Below are 17,183 nucleotides of genomic sequence, written 5' to 3' on the forward strand. Positions count from 1 at the left end.
GACCGGACCTGTCAGTTGTCACCCGCTCTATACCGTACGGGTCGCCACGGCTGGCGATACGGTTGAAGCGCGCAGTGCCGGAAAGTAAGACGCCGACTGCCCGATCAGCAGTAGCAGCACCACGGTTGCCGCCACATACTCCAGGCCGATACGCGGCAGCTCGTAGCTCTGCATGAGGTACTGATTCAGAGCGATCGCCAGGGCGCAGCCGAGCGCGGCGCCGGCGCCGCTGATAAGACCGTTCTCCAGCAGGAAGTAGCCGAGAATGTCCACCTTCCTGGCGCCCAGCGCCCGCCGCGTGCCGATTTGTTTCTGGCGTCTGGCGACGGTGAAACTCACCAGTCCCGCGGTACCCAGGCCGGTGATCACCACCAGCAGGACGATAACGCATATCAATATAACCAGCATAGCCTGGTCGTCGGCATAGATCCTGTCGCGCATCTCCTTGACGGTGTGAATGCGGGAGATAACCCGGCGGTCGTTCAGCTTCAACAGATCGCGCTCCAGATTCTGTTTTAGTGCGGGAATGGCGTCGGACTCGGCCCGGATCACCAGGCGGGAAAAGAAGTCGTGGTTGTAGACCGGCAACAACCCGGCCATCTCTGCTTCCTCCTCCGAGCCGTGGACCCAATAGCTCTGCAGGCGTTCGACAATACCGATAATCGTATGGGGCTTCTCAGCCACGTACAGCGTTTTGCCCAGGGCGTCGCCGGCCGGAAAATACTTGTCTGCAGTGGCTTTGGACAGAATAATCAACTGTGATTTGATGGTACCGCCGAAGGTGTTGCCAAGAATTTCCTCCACCCGAAAGTCTCTACCCTCGAGCAGGTTCAGGCCGAGCGTATCGAGCAATCGATAGCCGCCGTTATAGATGGCAGCGCTGTAGGGGCAGCCCTCCTCACCCCGGGAGTCGGCCGTATAGCAGATAGTCGAGGTGCTGCCCCCCTGGGCGAGTGGCAGGGAGTTGGTGTGGGTGGCGTTCATGACGCCCGGTTGCTGTAGAAGAAAATCGAGGTCGCGCCGCGCCTGTGCAGCGTAATCGATGTTCTTGCCGAAATACATCACCCGCGCCGTCAGAATTTGCTCCTCCGGCATGCCGGTCGGCCGCGCCATTTTATCGACGCGCTCTTTAATGATAAAGATCGAGTTGCTGACGATGGCCAGTGTCAGCGCGATCTGTAAACTAATGAGAACGGCACCGGCGGGGCTGCGCAGTACACTGCGAAAAATAGGTGCAATAGCCATGGTCATCTCCTTACTGGGCTTTTAAAAATAGCGAGGGTTGGGCAGCGCAGACTCGATACGCCGGATAGGTGCCGGCGATCAGGCTCGAGGCCAGCGAAATGGCCACCGCCGCTGCCACCATGGTGGCATCGAGGTAGGCGATGGTGGCGTACTGTGTGTACAGGCTGCGAATGCCCCACAGCCCCACCATGCTCAACAGCAAACCGGCACCGCCGCCCAGTAGACCGAGCAAACTGACCTCTGTGATGTATTGTTGGAATATCTGCAGTTTGCTGGCCCCGAGCGCACGGCGCACACCGGTTTCGTTCATGCGGCGCAGAAACCTGGCCAGCAACAGGCCCACGGTGTTGACCAGGCAGACCAGCAGGAACATAAAGCTCAAACCCACCATGACCCGGTTGTCGTCTTTGATAACGCGGTTATAGGTGAGCCACTGCTGGACATCGCGAATATGACCGCGTGCCTGGCCGTTTTGAAAACGGCCCAGTTGCTGTTGTTGATCGACATAGCCTGCCAGGTAGTCCCGATAGGCGGCAACCGCCTGCGCGTCCGGCAGCTCCACCCAGTAGACCTGCCAGACAAACTCGGTCTGCAACAGGTCGGCAAACTCGTTGACCGGCTCGGCAGCCCACCCCGAAATATTGCCGTTCGGAAACGATTCCAGTTGCGGTGCCAGGGAGTAGGGAATAAACACCGAGTCGGGCGTGATCGGATAGGCGCCACTGGTGAGATCGTAGTAGCGCGGCAGCGGATTCGAGTCTTCTGTGATACCCACGACCCGGTATTCCGTTTCATTCATCAAGAGTATCTTGCCGACGTTGTTGCCACCGCCGAAGGCGTATTCGTTGACCGACTGATTGATCACGGCAACCCGCGCGGTATCCAGGTCTATGGTCTTATCCCAGGGGCCCCCGTAAACAAAATTGACGCCGAACATCTCGAAAAAATCCCGGTCGGCTACCCGCACAACAAAATCGGCCGACGGCGGCATGTCCTGGCGGTGGCTCTCGAGCGTGAGAGCCATCCTGAACATCGGGGTCTGGCGCAGGGGAATGGTGCTTTCCCGCAGGTTCATGGCGTCCCGGTGGGTTACCTGTATCGGCAGCCCGTCCTCCTCACCCCAGGTTTCCATGTCATTGCCGTAGGCCGCCAGCTGTACGGCAAACAGCCGGCCGCTTTTTTCCTCCGCCGGGTTGTAGGCCATGGCGTGATGCAGCGCCAACATGGTCACGGAAACCGCAATTCCCAGGGCCATGGCCATCAGGATAAGCAGGGTCAGTACGGGGGTTTCACCCAGGCGTTTTAGACCCAGTTTTATGTAGTAACTTAGCATGGTAGTGTTTCCCGTTACGCAGTCTGGTGGATGGATGCCGTTACACTAAGGGCTCTACGGCGGCCGGGGCACTGGAAAAATCCGACACCTGGCCGTCGATAATCTGGATGTTGCGCTGGGAGCGCAGCGCCAGCTCCGGATCGTGGGTGACCATCACGATAGTGGTGCCCTCGCGATTGATACCTTCGAGCAACTCCATGACCTGCCGCGCCATTAACGAATCGAGGTTGCCGGTAGGTTCGTCGGCCAGCAGGAACTTGGGTTCGCCGGCCAGGGCCCGGGCAATGGCCACGCGCTGCTGTTGGCCGCCGGACAATTGCGCCGGCAGGTGGTTGGCCCGCGCCGCCAGGCCCACCCGTTCGAGCGCCTGCATAATGCGCCGGCGGCGCTCTTTGGCAGGGAAGCCGCGATAGCGCAGCGGCACGTCGACGTTATCGAATAAATCGAGGTCGGGTATCAGGTTAAAACTCTGGAAAATAAAACCGATTTTTTGGTTCCTGAGACGCGAGCGATCATTGTCCGACATCTGGCTGACGTCCTGACCGTCGAGTGAGTAGCGACCGGAAGAAAACGGCTCCAATAAGCCCGCAATATTCAGAAAAGTGGTTTTCCCCGAACCTGACGGTCCCGTCACGGTAATAAACTCACCCTCCTCAACCTCCAGATTGAAGTCTCTCAGCGCGTGGGTTTCGATCAGGTCGGTGGTGAATATCTTGTTGATGGATTGCATCTCGAGCATAAGTGGCTCCCAGTAGTCGCAGTAGCTCAGTTAATTTGAATAGCGTGGTGATCTTTAAAGTCACTGACAGAAGAGGTCACTATTTCATCTCCGGCCACCAGGCCCGAGACAATCTCGACCTTGTCCACCGAGCGTGAACCCAGGGTAATGGGCCGGCGCTCGGCAATGCCGTCTTTAATAACGTAGGCGAAGTCACCGGCTTGCAGAAACGGACCCTTTACCACCTGGATAACATCGGGTCTGCTTTCCAACAATACGCGGGCGGAAATACGCTGGTTTTGGCGTATGTTCAAGTTGCTGTCGTCGAGAAACTGCACCCGGGCTTTCACGGTGCTGTTGATGACCTCGGGTGAGACAGAGCGCAATTCGGCCTTGATGTTGGTGGCGCCGATGCGCACTTCCACCGGCATGCCCGGTGCCAGCTCATCGGCGTAGGACTCGGCGATATCCAACTCGCCCTCATAGGCCGAGAGATCCACGATAATCAACAGCGGCTCACTCTCGCTGACGTTACTGTCCTGATCCACCAGCCAGTTGCCCATCATGCCGTTGACGGGCGCCCGCAGGGTCAACTGCCGCAGGCGGCGTTCGAACTCGTCGACCACCAGCTGCTGGCGCTCCACCGATACCTCCCGGGTCTGGTATTCGAACTCGATCATATCCGAGTTGATCTTCTCGGCACGGGCGGCGTTATCCAGTTCCAGCTCCGCGGTGGCGAGGTCGTCTCGCGCTTTCTCGTAGTCGAAGGTGGAGATCACTCTGAGGGCGTAGGAGGACTCGGCCCGTTTCAACTCGCGCCTGGCGGCGGTGCGCCGGACGCTGGCCATATCCACGTCTTTTTTCAAGTTGAGTTTCTCCTGGCGTCCCTGCAGGCGCATGCGCTCCAGTTCAATTTTGGCCGTTTGCAGGTTGGCCTTTTCCTGCTCCAGTTGGCTGATCAACTCGGGGCTCCGCACCCGCGCGACGATATCGCCTTGCGCTACCGGTTCGCCGGGACGTTTGATAAACGTAATCATACCGGTGGCGGAGCTGTACAACGTGGGGGCATTGGTGGCCACCACCCGGCCGGTGGCGTTGATATCGCGAACCAGCGTATCTCTGAAAACCACGGCGGTGCGGATACTGTCCCGCGCGACCGAAACGCTGGTACCGGCCCATTGCAGGGCCAGATAAGTCACCGCTACGCCGGCCAGGGCGACAGTGGCCGCGAGTTTGAGGCGGTTTTTCGGTTTTGGCGCAACGGCCTTGTCCTGGGCGGAAGTGTCTCGAATCATGGTGTTTAATCAACCTGGGCTATAGGGTTTACAGCTACTCAAACGGTGTTTCTTAACGCACTTGCCAAACTGGCTTTTCATGATGTAGACAAAAGCCGTGCCAACTTTCTAATTGTTTGAATTATAAAGAAATACTGGGTTTTAACGGTGTGTGTTGTTGTCCGTTACCGTGTCCGGACAGAACTGTCAGGTGTCCGCGGACACTGTAAAAGAGCGGGTGCCTGTGAGGGGCAGGTGTGGCGGGTGTTTTGCCAGAGCAGGAGCGGCAGTGTGATCGGGCGTCGGGGGATACTCCTCATGCCGGCAGAATGATCGTGCCGAGGGTCGGCAATTTGCCGAAGTGACATAACGGTTTGTATTAGCGACTGCCACAGGGAATGTTTGTGTTCAACCTAAATCGGTGAGCGTTACACGCTTCGTGCTAAAAATACCAGCGGCTGTTTTAGTGAAGAGGTCGTTGCAATAGTAAAGATATCTGACGCCGACAAAAGGCGGCACTGGAAAAATATGCAGACCTTAAAAAAGTGTAAAGCCCGTCTGCCAAAAAGAACTGTTTTTTAACAAAAGTCCCGGTGCTTTTTTTGCGCCGCAGGGTGCCAGCCTCATTTCAATAGACCCCGATCGATGCAACGCTCGCCGCTCAGCTAGGTTAGGCGGAAATTTTCATCGGCGTTCTGGCTGCCGGTCCGCCGGCAACTGGGGATAAGTGATTATCGATCTATGCGGAGGTGTGAAGCCTGAGCGTATTTTTTTGTTCCGGTCTATTACATTTATTAACAGTGTCTTCCTTTCCCAAATCGGTTATTGACACTAATATCTCCGGCAACTCGATAATAGTTAATTTATAAATTAGGCATCAAATTTTTTACTGGGGAACTTCAAAGATACTTGATCTGAAATAATTGTGTTTCAGTCGCGCATCAGCGTTCGCTGTACAGAACGCGAAGGTGTGGTCCACCTATCTCATGACTAATTTTTGTTTTTGCTCCACTCTTATCGGTGGTGTGTTGGTTGTGTTCGTTCGAATGACAGACAGGTGGGTTAATGCAATCCTGTAACACAAGAACCGGAATAGTTGGCCTTTATTGCGAAGTTTCTCGTAAAAATTCCATAGTTGCAGCAATTAACGCAAGCGCCGATTGGTTTATCCAACCTATTCAAGCCTATAGACAACTTCACACGTTAGTGGGATATCAACATGCAAAAGATCGAACAAATGATTCGATTTTCGTCGGATGTGGATGAATACCATGCATTATTAGCCGATGAAGTGATCGGCAATCTGGCGCAAAAGCGGCTGAAAAGCATTCGTGAAGATGGTTACCGCAGAGATCTTTTAGGCAACAGTTTGCGAATCACCCCAAGTATTGCTCCCGATCTTTACAGTATCGTTCAAGACGCCCAGAGTAAACTGGGCCTGGAGGAGAAAAAGATCGAAATATACATTTACAGCAGCCCGGAACCGAATGCCTCCTGCGCCTATCTCGGCGGTGAGCGCGTTATCCTGACGTTTAGCTCCGGTTTGCTCAAAACCATGAACAGAGACGAGCTTAAGTTCGTTGCCGGGCATGAATTGGGCCACTCATTGTTTAAACACAGCGCCCTGCCTTTTCACGGTATTTTGGAAAGTGGTGAACTCAGTGCCGAAAGTGCCATGCGGCTGATGGCTTGGAGTCGCCGCGCTGAGGTGTCGGCAGACCGCGCGGGGCTTTACGTCTGCCAGGACCCCGAGGCGGCCATCAGTTCTTTTTTAAAGCTGTCCTGCGGTGTTTCCTATCCAATTATCAGCTTTGATTTAAGGGAATATTCCAAACAGATTCAGGATCTGGAGGAAATGGCGGACAACCTGGCGGATACCTCACACTGCTACTCCAGCCACCCTTTCAACCCCATCAGGGTGGTGGCGGTCGAGCTGTATTCACGCTCCCGCGACTTTCACCGGCTAACCGGGCAGGGCAGTGGCATGCTGACCATTGATCAGGTAGACGAGGAGATCAATAAAGTACTCAGCTTTATGGAGCCTGTTCCCAAGGATAAAGAAAAAGAGATTATCGATGAGTGCGTATTCTGGGCCGGTGCGTGGATCGCCCATGCCGACGGCGAGTTTGTCGAGGTGGAAGCCGAGAATTTAAAGCAACAAATCGACAGCGCTGTCTTCGCCCGGCACATTGGGTTGCTCGAGCAGGTGGACGATCCCGGCGCACTGGCTCGGGAAAGGTTTTTCAACAGCGTCAAGCCACTGAAGACTCTGCCGGCACCGGATCGCTGTTCAATTGTTCAGCGCCTGGTAGTGGTCGCCCGCGCGGATCAGCGGATGGATGACAAAGAGTTCGACGTTTTAAATACAGTCTGTGACGAGTTAGCGGTAGAGCGGTCTTTTGTTCAACAAATTCTGATGTTTTTGAATTAAGGAAGGTGAATATGGTGGGGAGATTGTTGAGAAGCTTTCTGGCTGATCCGAGACGCTTTGATATTTTCGGACTGCACAGGCTGGGTATTTTTAGAGGAATGATCAAAGGCTGGATAGCAGACGGAGAGCTTAGCCTGAACCCCTATCCGACACCGTTTACTAAAAAGATACTGGCTTTAAGCACGGAGTTGGACTGGAAAATCAATATCCTGTCCGAGGATAATATCGTTATTAACTTCGGGCTGGATGAGGAACGCAGTCAACTGGTTTTTGTGTTTTTGGCCGGTACCATTGCCGATACGCATATCGTGCAGGTCAGTTCGCCGGCGGCCAAACTGAGCGATATCGAAGGGGGGATAAGTCAGGAGCTGGGCAACGAGTTGCTTGAGGACAACGCCCGTGCCACAAACTTCGGCTGGGCCATCGCCACCAGCAAAGACAGCGATCTCCTGGTGGCTACAGCGGACCTGGCTCTGGAAACCATCGATGTGGAAGAGCTGCGTGCGGCGGTGCTCAATGTGGCGATAGTGGCCGATAAGATGGAGGAACGTTTTGGTCTCGATAATTTCTGAAATTGTGCCCGTTGTGTTTGCTCTGTCGTTGAACCCTTTTTGAATCGTTAGTTGAGCTTTTGTCGAATCAGGCTATGGAATTACTATGTCTCAATTTTTAACCAAGATTAAGTCCTATGCGAAAGACCTGCAATGGGACGATTCACTGCAGCAGGTAAGTGAGCGCTTTCTGCGCCTGGGTTTCAATATGGGAGAAGGGCGCACCCAAATGGTTATCATTATTCACTATCCCGATGACGACCAGCAAAACAACGGTGTGATCGAGGTATCCTCCGCCGTGGTAAAAATGGACGGTATGCCGGACGGTAAACTGGGCGCTGAAATGGCGCGGAAACTGTTGCGGGAGAATGCTTCCTACGGTTTTGCCAACTGGGCGATTCAGGATATACCCTCGGAGGGGCGCTATCTGATCGCGACCTCCGGCTGGTTGCTTGACGAACTCGACCTGGATGAATTGAAACTGGCCGTCCATATCGTCGCCAAAATGGCTGACGATATGGAGAAAACGCTCGGTGTCGATAACTTCTAACCGATAACAAGATAGAGCGACAATGAGCGTAAAAACGATTGATAAAGAGTTCTGGTTGGGGCATATATTCACCCTGGTGGCGACCGTGCTGGGTGTTTACCTGGCTGCGAATTCGGGTTTCGAGAAGGCTGTGGAGTTCGATCTTATGCAGCGCGAGCGCGACAGCTACTATATACAGATCGCCCTGTTGAACGAACTCAAAGGCAATGCCGATGCTATAGACAGTTGGCTGGACGAATTCGACCGCGATGAAAATCGGGATGATATGCACTTGCGCAAGGAAAAGTACCGGTTGAATCAGTTTTTCTGGGACACCATCCCCGAGAGTTCGGCGGTGTTTGAAGTGCCTTACCCGCGTATCGGCCAGGTGTCTGAATTCTATGATACTGCCCAGTATCAACTGGATATTCTGTTGTCGGGTAATCCGTTCGAAGCACCGAAAGCAGCGCTGAAACTGCGTGCGCTTACCAAGCAACTGCGCACGGACTTTTTGAGCCGGTTTGAGCAGCAACTCAGCGATCTCAGGCGCGAGATAGAGAGGGGAGGTGTCTCGATTTAGGGGCATAACTGCTGTCTGTGTGCAGATGCTGTTCTCTTTCCAGGTCATGCCGCTTGATTGAATAGTCTCTCCATTGGGCCGCACGCCGGCGGTTAAAACTTCGGCACTTTCACCCAGGGTAGTCGCCGCCGGGATGTCGGCCGTGAGAGGGGGTGGCCAGCAGACCGGTAAGCGGCACTTATAAGTGCTGAGGTGTGAAAGGCATGCTGTCTCTTTGGCGGTCGTGGTAACTGTTGGCCGCTGTTTCGAGCCTGCCGCTGCCTGCCGCCGGCAAACACCGATCGACCGGGTAACCCGCTGCGGGCCGACGGCGGCTATCGCTGCATCCGCAGTTATTGTTTTACCTGTATTTATCGCCTATTATTTATCCGCATACGCTAGTGATAATCCTGCTGCTGAATAATCCAGGGCCGGGTTGGACGTTTTTTAGCAATTCTGCACATCTACTGATCTGTTTTGCGGACAATCTCCGCATAAGGGCGATGATGAGATTGATCGAATTGGCGGTACCGGTGGTAAAAAAGCGCACGGCAGGGCGCGCATGACCCCGTTACCCGATCCCGGTCCCGGTTGGTTGGAGCGGTTGGTCGGGGGCCGGTTGCTTGGAGACCGGTTGAGTTAGAGGAGTAGTAATGATCACGAAAATCATAATAACAGGCGTTTTCGCCCTGGCGTTACTGCACCCGACACAGCAGGCCACAGCGGTCGAGGCGCTGTCGACGCAGGAGCCTGCCGAGCATTGTGTGCACTACTTCGATGACAAAGACGGGAAAGATGCCATTTTCGGCATCCGCCACAGCCGGGGTCTTATCGATGAGCAACAACCGGCCCGGGACGCAGTTTTCTCTACCTTGCGCGCGGAGTATTCCCGCAAGTCTGACACGACGGATGAGCCCGGGCGGTGAGTCGCCGGCCCGCGCTTACGGCGAGAATACTGCTTCTTCTCGTCCTACTGGTTATCGCCTGGCTGCTGTGGTCGGGCCTGTATAAGCCGCTGTTGCTTGCACTCGGCGCATTTTCCTGCCTGATTACCGTTTATCTCGCCCGTCGCATGGGCTACTTCGAGAACGATCTTTTCGCGCTGCGCTTCGGCCCGCGGTTGTTTCATTATTGGGGTTGGCTGGCAAAAGAGGTCGTTCGCTCCAGTATGGAAGTCACCCGTATCGTGCTCGATCCGCGTTTACCCATCAGTCCCCAGGTGGTCGATGTTAAAGCCACTTGCAAGCACCCTGTCAGCCAGGCGTTACTCGGTAATTCCATCACCTTGACGCCGGGCACACTGACTGTCGATCTCCACAATGGTGTTATCAAGGTCCACTGTCTCACGCGCAGTGGCGCCGAGGGTTTGATGGCGGGCGAAATGGATCGGCGTGTCGCGGCACTGGAGGAAAATTGACAGTGTACTACGTTGTTACTATAGCAACCGTACTGACCATGGCCCTGGCGCTGGTGCGGGCATTGCTCGGGCCCAGTATTTACGACCGCCTGCTGGCGGTAAATATGTTTGGCACTAAAACCGTGTTGTTGCTGTCGCTGATCGCCTTTCTCTACGGCCGGCCGGACTTTCTCGATCTGGCGCTGGCCTATGCGCTGATCAACTTTATCGGGGTGCTGGCGGTGCTTGAATTCATTCGCCAGCGCACAGCGCGCAACCTGGCCAGAGGGGAGAACGAAGGGTTATGACAATCGACATGCTCATCGATATCGGCAGTTGGGTGCTTTTGTCGCTCGGCGGCTTCTTTGTTTTTGTCGGTGGGGTCGGGGTGCTGCGTATGCCCAATCTGTACACCCGCATGCACGCGGCGAGTGTGACCGACACTATGGGGGCGATCCTGATCATCGTCGGTATCATGTTGCAAGCCGGTGCCTCGCTGGCGACCGTCAAGCTTGCGGCGATCCTGCTGTTTTTACTGCTGACCAGCCCCACTGCCTCGAATGCGCTGGCCAGTGCCGCGCTGCTGGCGGGTTTGCGACCCAGTGAGTCCACAGCGGCGGATACGGAGCGCCACCAGTGAGCGTAGTGTTCAGCGTGTTTATGCTCACCTTGTTGGTGATTACCACCTTTGCCATAGTGCGCACCCGGCATCTTTTCGTGGCCGTGGTCCTCACCGGTATCTTCAGTTTGTTGATAGCGGCAATTTTTTTTCTCCTCGATGCCGCCGATGTGGCGCTTACCGAGGCGGCGATCGGTGCCGGCATAGCCACAGTACTGTTTCTCGGCGCCCTGGCACTGACAGGCGAACACGAGCGCGGCGGCTCCCGCAACCGTTTGCTGAGTTTGGCCGTGGTGGCGGTCATCGCATCGATTCTTATCTACGCGACTTTCGACAACCCGCGTTTCGGCGACCCCCAGGCGCCGGTGCATCAACATGTTTCACCCTGGTATCTCGACGGTACGCGCGAGTATATCGATATTCCCAATGTCGTGACGGCCGTACTCGGCAGCTTCCGCGGCTACGATACCCTGGGTGAAGTCTTTGTGGTGTTTACGGCGGGCATCGGCGTTTTGTTCCTGTTCAGTGCGCAGCCGCGGCGCAGGCGCTCGTCATCACAACCGGCTACCGGGCCTATCGAGGGCGAGGGGCTGCGCCACTACCTGATTCCGCGGGTGGTCGGGCGCATGTTGATCCCGTTTATTCTCCTGTTCGGGCTCTATGTGCAGTTCCACGGTGAGTATGGACCCGGCGGCGGTTTTCAGGCCGGCGCCATTTTTGCCGCCGCGGTGATTCTCTACGCCCTGCTCGAGGGGGAGACGCGGGCGCTGCGGGCTCTGCCGGCGAGTGTGCTCACCGGGCTGATGGCCGGTGGCGCACTGCTCTACAGTGCGGTCGGTGTTGCCGGCATGCTGCTTGGCAGTCATTTTCTCGATTATTCCGTGTTGGCTGCCGATCCCGTCGTCGGCCAGCAAATCGGCATTGTGTTGATTGAAGCCGGTGTGGGTATCACCGTCGCCGGGGTTTTGATCAGCGTGTTCCACGCCTTTGCCGCCCGCGAGAGTGTCTGATGGAACTACTAGGTCTTTACCACTACTGGGTTTTTGCGATTTTGCTGATGACCGGCTTTTACGCCGTTATTGCCAAGTACAATCTGATCAAGAAGTTACTCGGGCTGTCCATATTCCAGTCGGCGGTGTTTCTGCTTTATATCACCATGGGGAAGATCGAGGGGGGCACAGCGCCCATCCTGCAAGCCTATGGCGAAGGTCAATTATTCTCTAATCCGTTGCCGCAAGTGCTGATACTCACCGCCATCGTCGTCGGTATTTCAACCATGGCGCTGGGGCTTGGCGTGGTTGTGCGCATCAAGGAAGAGTACGGCACCATCGAAGAGCACGAGATACGAGAGATCGACCGGCAGTGATCGAATTCAACCACCACTTACCGGCGCTGCAAGTCGTCGTTCCGCTGCTGAGCGCACCACTGGTGATGCTGCTGCGTCCGGCAGGTCTCGCCTGGGCGGCGACCACCGCAGCCAGTGTCTGTGCTTTCGCAATTGCCGTGGCACTGACGCTCGGTGTGCTCGCCGGACATGAATACAGCTACCAGATGGGCAATTGGCCTGCGCCTTACGGCATTGAACTGGGCGTTGATGCATTCACCGCGCTGGTGTTACTGGTAGTCACCGGCGCCTCGACACTGGCGCTGCTGGCCGGGCGCACCAGTGTCGATGCCGAGATCGAGCAGCCGCGACAACCACTTTTTTACACCGCCTGGCTGCTGGCCCTGGCGGGGTTGGTCGGCATGCCGGTGTCGGCGGATGCGTTTAATATCTTCGTTTTCATGGAAATCTCCTCACTGGCGAGCTATATCCTGATTTCCGGCGGCGCCGATCGGCGCGCGCTGCCCGCCGTATTCAAGTATCTGGTGATGGGAACCATCGGCGCGACCTGTTACCTGATCGGCATCGGTTTGATTTATTTGATGACCGGTACCCTGAACCTGGCTGATATGGAACTCAGAATCCACGAGGTTGCCGACAAGCGACCCACGCTGGTGGCCGCCGGTTTTATCACCGTCGGGCTGGCGCTGAAAGCCGCCGTGTTCCCGCTGCATGTGTGGCTGCCCAACGCCTATACCTACGCCCCGAACGCGGTGACGGTTTTTCTCGCCGCCTGCGCGACCAAGGTGGCGTTGTACCTGTTGCTGCGTTTTGACTTCTTTGTGTTTCAGCCCAACCTGGACGGGCACGCTGTGCAGTTTGCGTATTTTCTGATGCCGCTGGCCGTGCTCGCCATTCTGGTGGGGTCCGGGGTCGCCCTGTTCGAACGCAACCTCAAGCGCCTGCTGGCGTATTCGTCCGTCGCCCAGATCGGTTATATCCTGCTCGGCGCGAGTCTTGTCAGCCTGGCCGGGCTCGGCGCCGGCATCCTCCATATCTTCAATCACGCGCTCGCCAAGGGCGCACTGTTTCTGGCGGTTGCCTGTCTGGCGAGCCGCTGTGCGGGGGTGCGCTTCGAGGATATCGCCGGTGTCGCGCAGCGCATGCCCTGGACCATGGGGGCGTTTGTGCTGGCAGGTCTGAGTTTGATCGGCGTACCCGGCACCGCGGGCTTCATCAGTAAGTGGTACCTGATTTCGGCCGCTCTCGGTGAGGGGGTGATCGGCGGCTTACTGGTGGCCGTTATTGTGGTCAGTTCCCTGATGGCGGTTGTGTATATCTGGCGCGTGGTGGAAACGGCTTACTTTGGTATGGATTCGGCGGCCGCGGCGGGGCCGGGGGAAAGTGCTGCCGGGGTGGAAAGTGCCACTGGGGTTGAAAGTGCCACTGGGGTTGAAAGTGCCGCTGAGTTTGAAAGTGCCGCCAAGGTGGAAAGTGCCGCCAAGGTGGAAAGTCCCGCCAAGGTGGAAAGCAACGAGAATACGAACAGCAGCGGGGCGATAAAAAGCATCGGCAAGGTTGACGGCGCCGCAGGCGCGGCGGTGCCCGGTGAAGCACCGGCAATGTTGCTGGCGGTCACCTGGGCGGCGGCACTCGCCAACCTTTACTTCGGTTTGCAGTCCTACCTGCCGGTGGCACTGTCCTCATCCGCCGCCGAATCGCTGCTGAGGTACGTACCTTGAGCGCGCAACACGCCATCCTCGCCGCGCTGGTGTTGCCGCTGGTCGGTGCGCTCGGTATCGCCCTGGCCGCCCGCATCAGCGCCAATCTCCGCGAGGCTGTCACCCTGGCGACGGCGGCGGCGCTGGCGGTCGTGGTCTGGGGACTGTTACCGGAACTCATGGCCGGTGAGCGCCCCGCGCTGCGCCTGGCGGAGATAGTGCCGGGCATCGAGATTGCGCTGCGCGTCGAGCCCCTGGGCATGCTGTTTGCCGCGTTGGCGTCGGGACTCTGGATTATCAATTCCATTTACTCCATCGGTTATATGCGGGGCAACCGTGAAGCGAAGCAAACCCGCTTTTATATCTTCTTCGCCATTGCCATTGCCGCTGCCATGGGCATTGCGTTTGCCGGCAATCTCATTACGCTGTTTCTGTTTTACGAGATATTGACGCTCTCGACCTATCCGCTGGTGTCGCACAAGGGCGATGCCAACACGGTGCGTTCGGCGCGGGTTTACCTCGGTGTCTTATTGACCACCTCGATCGGGCTGTTGTTGCCGGCGATTGTCTGGACTTACTACGTTGCCGGTACCGGCGACTTCGTGGCCGGCGGCATACTGGCCGGCAAGATCGAGGGGCCCGCAATCGGCCTGTTGCTGGGGTTGTTCGTATTCGGTGTCGGTAAAGCCGCCATCATGCCTATGCACCGCTGGCTGCCTGCCGCGATGGTGGCCCCCACGCCGGTGAGCGCATTGCTGCATGCGGTCGCCGTGGTCAAGGCCGGCGTCTTCACTATCGTCAAGATCATCATCTATCTGTTCGGTGTGGATTTCCTGTTTGCGGCGCCGTCGAGCGGCTGGCTTTTATACGCCGCCGCGTTCACGATTATTGCGGCCAGCGTCGTCGCACTGCGACAGCAGAACCTCAAGCGACTGCTTGCCTATTCCACCATCGCCCAGTTGTCTTACGTGGTCATGGCAACCGCGATTCTCAAGCCGCTGGCGGAGATCGGTGCCGCCACCCACATGGTGGCGCACGCATTCGGCAAGATTACCTTGTTCTTTGCGGCCGGGGCGATCTATGTTGCCGCCAAGAAGACCGAACTGCAGCAGTTGCGCGGCATCGGCCGGCGCATGCCCTGGACGATGACCGCGTTTACGATCGGCGCCTTGAGCATGATCGGCGTACCGCCGACCGGCGGCTTCGTCTCGAAGTGGTATATTCTCGCCGGGGCTTTCCAGGCCGATAACTACATCGCCATCGGCACCATTATCGCCAGCACGGTGCTCAATGCCGCTTATTTCCTGCCGATCGTTTATATGGCCTGGTTCTCGCGCGAATCGACACCGCCGCAGCGAGACCATGGCGAGGCGCCGTTTTCGATGGTGTTGGCGCTGACCGTGACCGCGGCGCTGACCATCGCCCTGTTTCTGTTTAACGGACCCGTGCTCGAACTGGAGCGACAACTGGTGGAGGGTACACTGTGACCGAGCCCGTTGAGAAAGATCACTGGTTGGTGAGGCCGACCACTATCCGCTGGTTGTGGCTGGGTTTTATTGCCGTGCTGATCCTCACGGTATTTGCACAGCTGCTGTTTCCGGCCAAAGGCTATTTCGGGGTTGATGGCTGGTTGGGGTTCGGCGCCGTGTTCGGTTTCCTGGCCTGCCTGGCCATGGTGCTGGTGGCCAAAGGGCTTGGTCTGTTTCTAAAGCGCGACCAGGATTACTACCAGCGCCATGACGCGGAGCCCCCGACCGATGACTGAGTTCCTGCCCCCCGCGCTGATTCTGCTCACCGGTGCGCTGTTAATCGGGCCGCTGCGCGGCCACTGGCGCACGGCGGTGGTTTTGGCCGCGCCGCTGGCCACTTTATGGGCGGTTTGGCAAATACCCGACGGTGTGGTTGCCACCGTTACTTTCCTTGACTATCAAATTGAACCGCTCGAGGGCAGCCCACTGCGGCGACTGTTCGCCACTATCTTTGCGCTGATGACATTCACCGGCGGGCTTTACGCGTTCCGCCAGGCCCGTGCCGTGGAGCTTGCCGCCGCTTACGCTTACGCGGCGGGGGCGATCGGCGTCTGTTTCGCGGGCGACCTGATCACCATGTTCCTGTACTGGGAACTGATGGCGCTTTTCTCGACCCTCGTGGTCTGGTGCGGCGGCACGCCGGCGGCGCGCGCGGCGGGTATTCGCTACGCGATCATGCACCTGCTCGGCGGCGTGATTCTCAAAGTCGGCATCGAGGGTGTGGTGGTGCACACGGGCTCGATCGATATCCAGCCGATGCTGGCCACCGACTTTGATACCTGGATGATTCTCACCGGTATTCTGATCAATGCCGCCGCGCCGCCGGTCTCGGCCTGGCTCGCAGACGCCTATCCCGAGGCCAGTCCCACCGGCTCGGTGTTCCTCTCCGCCTTTACCACCAAGACGGCAGTGCTGGCGTTAATCCTGTTGTTCCCCGGCGAGCCCGTGCTGATCGGGGTGGGTTTATTTATGGTGATGTACGGCATTATCTATGCGCTGCTGGAGAACGACGCGCGCCGTATTCTGGCCTATTCGATTGTCAACCAGGTGGGTTTTATGGTCTGTGCCGTCGGTATCGGCACGCAGATGGCGCTGAACGGTGCTGCGGCACATGCGTTTGCCCATATTATCTATAAAGCGCTGCTGTTTATGAGTGCAGGGGTCGTGATTTACCGGACCGGCAAATCCAAGTGTACCGATCTCGGCGGCCTGTTTCGGACCATGCCGGTGACGGCTGTGTGCGGTATCGTGGGCGCGCTGGCAATCTCCGGCTTTCCGATGACTTCGGGCTTTACCACCAAGACCATGATCTCCCAGGCCGCTGCCGATGAAAGCCTGATGACCGTGTATCTGTTGTTGGCGGCAGCTTCGGCGGGGGTTTTCCTGCACGCCGGCATAAAGTTTCCCTGGTTTGTGTTTTTTCAAAAAGACTCGGGACTGCGGCCCAAGGACGCGCCCTGGAATATGGCGGCGGCGATGGGGCTGTTTGCTGCCCTGTGCCTGTTGATCGGTATTTTCCCGGACGTTTTCTATCGCTTTCTGCCCTATACCGTGGACTATGAACCCTATAAGATCGGCAAGGTCGTGTTCTATCTGCAGTTGCTGTTGTTTTCCGGGCTGGCCTTTTTCCTGTTGTTGCCATTGATGCGCCGTACCCTCACCATCAGTCTGGATACCGACTGGCTCTGGCGCGTCATGCTGTACCGGGCGGCGACCGCTGTGCAGGCGGGCCTGAGCGCTCTTGGGGCCGGCTTGCATACACGGCGACTCCAGTGGTTTGCGGCGCTGCGCGACCGTGGCGGGTATCATTTCGGTGCCCTGGCAACCAGGAAGCGCGCGGGTGTCTTCTCGCGCACCTGGTCTATCGGCACCACCGGGCTGTGGATTGCCGTGCTGCTGACTGCTTATTTGCTGGTATACGTGATCTGACACGCGCTATTGTCTTCAATCCGCT

18 protein-coding genes are annotated in these 17,183 nt (G+C 57.1%); 14 read left to right on the top strand and 4 right to left on the bottom strand.

Annotated features, from left to right (window positions below; all coding sequences use genetic code 11):
• Positions 1-27 precede the first annotated feature (27 nt).
• Genes FKG94_RS21890 through FKG94_RS21905 form a run of 4 tightly spaced genes read right to left on the bottom strand, consistent with a single transcriptional unit; the run spans position 28 to position 4,591 of the window.
• Entirely contained in the window at positions 28-1,245 is a 1,218-nt protein-coding gene (locus FKG94_RS21890; protein WP_179957757.1) for an ABC transporter permease, read from the bottom strand.
• A 10-nt stretch (positions 1,246-1,255) separates the two neighbouring features.
• Positions 1,256-2,578 (bottom strand): ABC transporter permease, encoded by a 1,323-nt coding sequence (locus FKG94_RS21895; protein ID WP_142929079.1) that lies wholly within the window; start codon positions 2,576-2,578, stop codon positions 1,256-1,258.
• A gap of 40 nt (positions 2,579-2,618) precedes the next feature.
• The gene (locus tag FKG94_RS21900) at positions 2,619-3,317 is read right to left on the bottom strand and encodes an ABC transporter ATP-binding protein (RefSeq protein WP_142929080.1); all 699 of its coding nucleotides are present in this window, start codon (positions 3,315-3,317) and stop codon (positions 2,619-2,621) included.
• A gap of 26 nt (positions 3,318-3,343) precedes the next feature.
• Positions 3,344-4,591 carry an efflux RND transporter periplasmic adaptor subunit gene (locus tag FKG94_RS21905; RefSeq protein WP_142929081.1) on the bottom strand — a complete coding sequence of 416 codons (1,248 nt, stop codon included), beginning with the start codon at positions 4,589-4,591 and terminating at the stop codon, positions 3,344-3,346.
• A 1,198-nt stretch (positions 4,592-5,789) separates the two neighbouring features.
• Between FKG94_RS21905 and FKG94_RS21910 the strand changes: the two genes are divergently transcribed.
• From FKG94_RS21910 to FKG94_RS21975, 14 genes are all read left to right on the top strand, one after another.
• Positions 5,790-7,001: a M48 family metallopeptidase gene (locus FKG94_RS21910; protein WP_142929082.1), complete on the top strand. Its 1,212-nt coding sequence runs from the start codon at positions 5,790-5,792 to the stop codon at positions 6,999-7,001.
• Between the two features lie 11 nt (positions 7,002-7,012).
• Positions 7,013-7,573, top strand: a complete 561-nt coding sequence (locus FKG94_RS21915; RefSeq protein WP_142929083.1) for a type III secretion system chaperone family protein — start codon at positions 7,013-7,015, stop codon at positions 7,571-7,573.
• Between the two features lie 85 nt (positions 7,574-7,658).
• On the top strand, positions 7,659-8,102 hold the full coding sequence (locus FKG94_RS21920; RefSeq protein ID WP_142929084.1) for a hypothetical protein: 444 nt from the start codon (positions 7,659-7,661) through the stop codon (positions 8,100-8,102).
• Positions 8,103-8,124: 22 nt separating this feature from the next.
• Positions 8,125-8,661 (top strand): hypothetical protein, encoded by a 537-nt coding sequence (locus FKG94_RS21925; RefSeq protein ID WP_142929085.1) that lies wholly within the window; start codon positions 8,125-8,127, stop codon positions 8,659-8,661.
• Positions 8,662-9,293: 632 nt separating this feature from the next.
• Positions 9,294-9,566: a hypothetical protein gene (locus FKG94_RS21930; protein WP_142929086.1), complete on the top strand. Its 273-nt coding sequence runs from the start codon at positions 9,294-9,296 to the stop codon at positions 9,564-9,566.
• Positions 9,563-10,057, top strand: coding sequence for a Na+/H+ antiporter subunit E (locus FKG94_RS21935; protein ID WP_218943607.1), 495 nt, complete (start codon positions 9,563-9,565; stop codon positions 10,055-10,057). Before FKG94_RS21930 ends, FKG94_RS21935 begins: the two co-directional genes overlap by 4 nt.
• Before the next feature lie 2 nt (positions 10,058-10,059).
• Positions 10,060-10,344, top strand: coding sequence for an MrpF/PhaF family protein (locus FKG94_RS21940; RefSeq protein WP_246125315.1), 285 nt, complete (start codon positions 10,060-10,062; stop codon positions 10,342-10,344).
• On the top strand, positions 10,341-10,676 hold the full coding sequence (gene mnhG / locus FKG94_RS21945; RefSeq protein ID WP_246125316.1) for a monovalent cation/H(+) antiporter subunit G: 336 nt from the start codon (positions 10,341-10,343) through the stop codon (positions 10,674-10,676). Before FKG94_RS21940 ends, mnhG begins: the two co-directional genes overlap by 4 nt.
• A complete protein-coding gene (locus tag FKG94_RS21950; protein WP_142929087.1) occupies positions 10,673-11,665 on the top strand; it encodes a DUF4040 domain-containing protein in 993 nt (330 codons plus the stop codon). Before mnhG ends, FKG94_RS21950 begins: the two co-directional genes overlap by 4 nt.
• A complete protein-coding gene (locus FKG94_RS21955; RefSeq protein WP_142929088.1) occupies positions 11,665-12,021 on the top strand; it encodes a cation:proton antiporter subunit C in 357 nt (118 codons plus the stop codon). The genes FKG94_RS21950 and FKG94_RS21955 overlap by 1 nt, the downstream gene beginning before the upstream one ends.
• Complete coding sequence (locus FKG94_RS21960; RefSeq protein WP_246125318.1) at positions 12,018-13,721, top strand: monovalent cation/H+ antiporter subunit D family protein; 1,704 nt, start codon at positions 12,018-12,020, stop codon at positions 13,719-13,721. The genes FKG94_RS21955 and FKG94_RS21960 overlap by 4 nt, the downstream gene beginning before the upstream one ends.
• Positions 13,718-15,187, top strand: coding sequence for a proton-conducting transporter transmembrane domain-containing protein (locus tag FKG94_RS21965; protein WP_142929089.1), 1,470 nt, complete (start codon positions 13,718-13,720; stop codon positions 15,185-15,187). Before FKG94_RS21960 ends, FKG94_RS21965 begins: the two co-directional genes overlap by 4 nt.
• Positions 15,184-15,465, top strand: coding sequence for a hypothetical protein (locus FKG94_RS21970; protein WP_142929090.1), 282 nt, complete (start codon positions 15,184-15,186; stop codon positions 15,463-15,465). The genes FKG94_RS21965 and FKG94_RS21970 overlap by 4 nt, the downstream gene beginning before the upstream one ends.
• Complete coding sequence (locus FKG94_RS21975; protein WP_142929091.1) at positions 15,458-17,158, top strand: Na(+)/H(+) antiporter subunit D; 1,701 nt, start codon at positions 15,458-15,460, stop codon at positions 17,156-17,158. The genes FKG94_RS21970 and FKG94_RS21975 overlap by 8 nt, the downstream gene beginning before the upstream one ends.
• Positions 17,159-17,183: the final 25 nt, after the last annotated feature.

It is taken from the genome of Exilibacterium tricleocarpae (assembly GCF_007004655.1).
Lineage (GTDB): Bacteria > Pseudomonadota > Gammaproteobacteria > Pseudomonadales > Cellvibrionaceae > Exilibacterium > Exilibacterium tricleocarpae.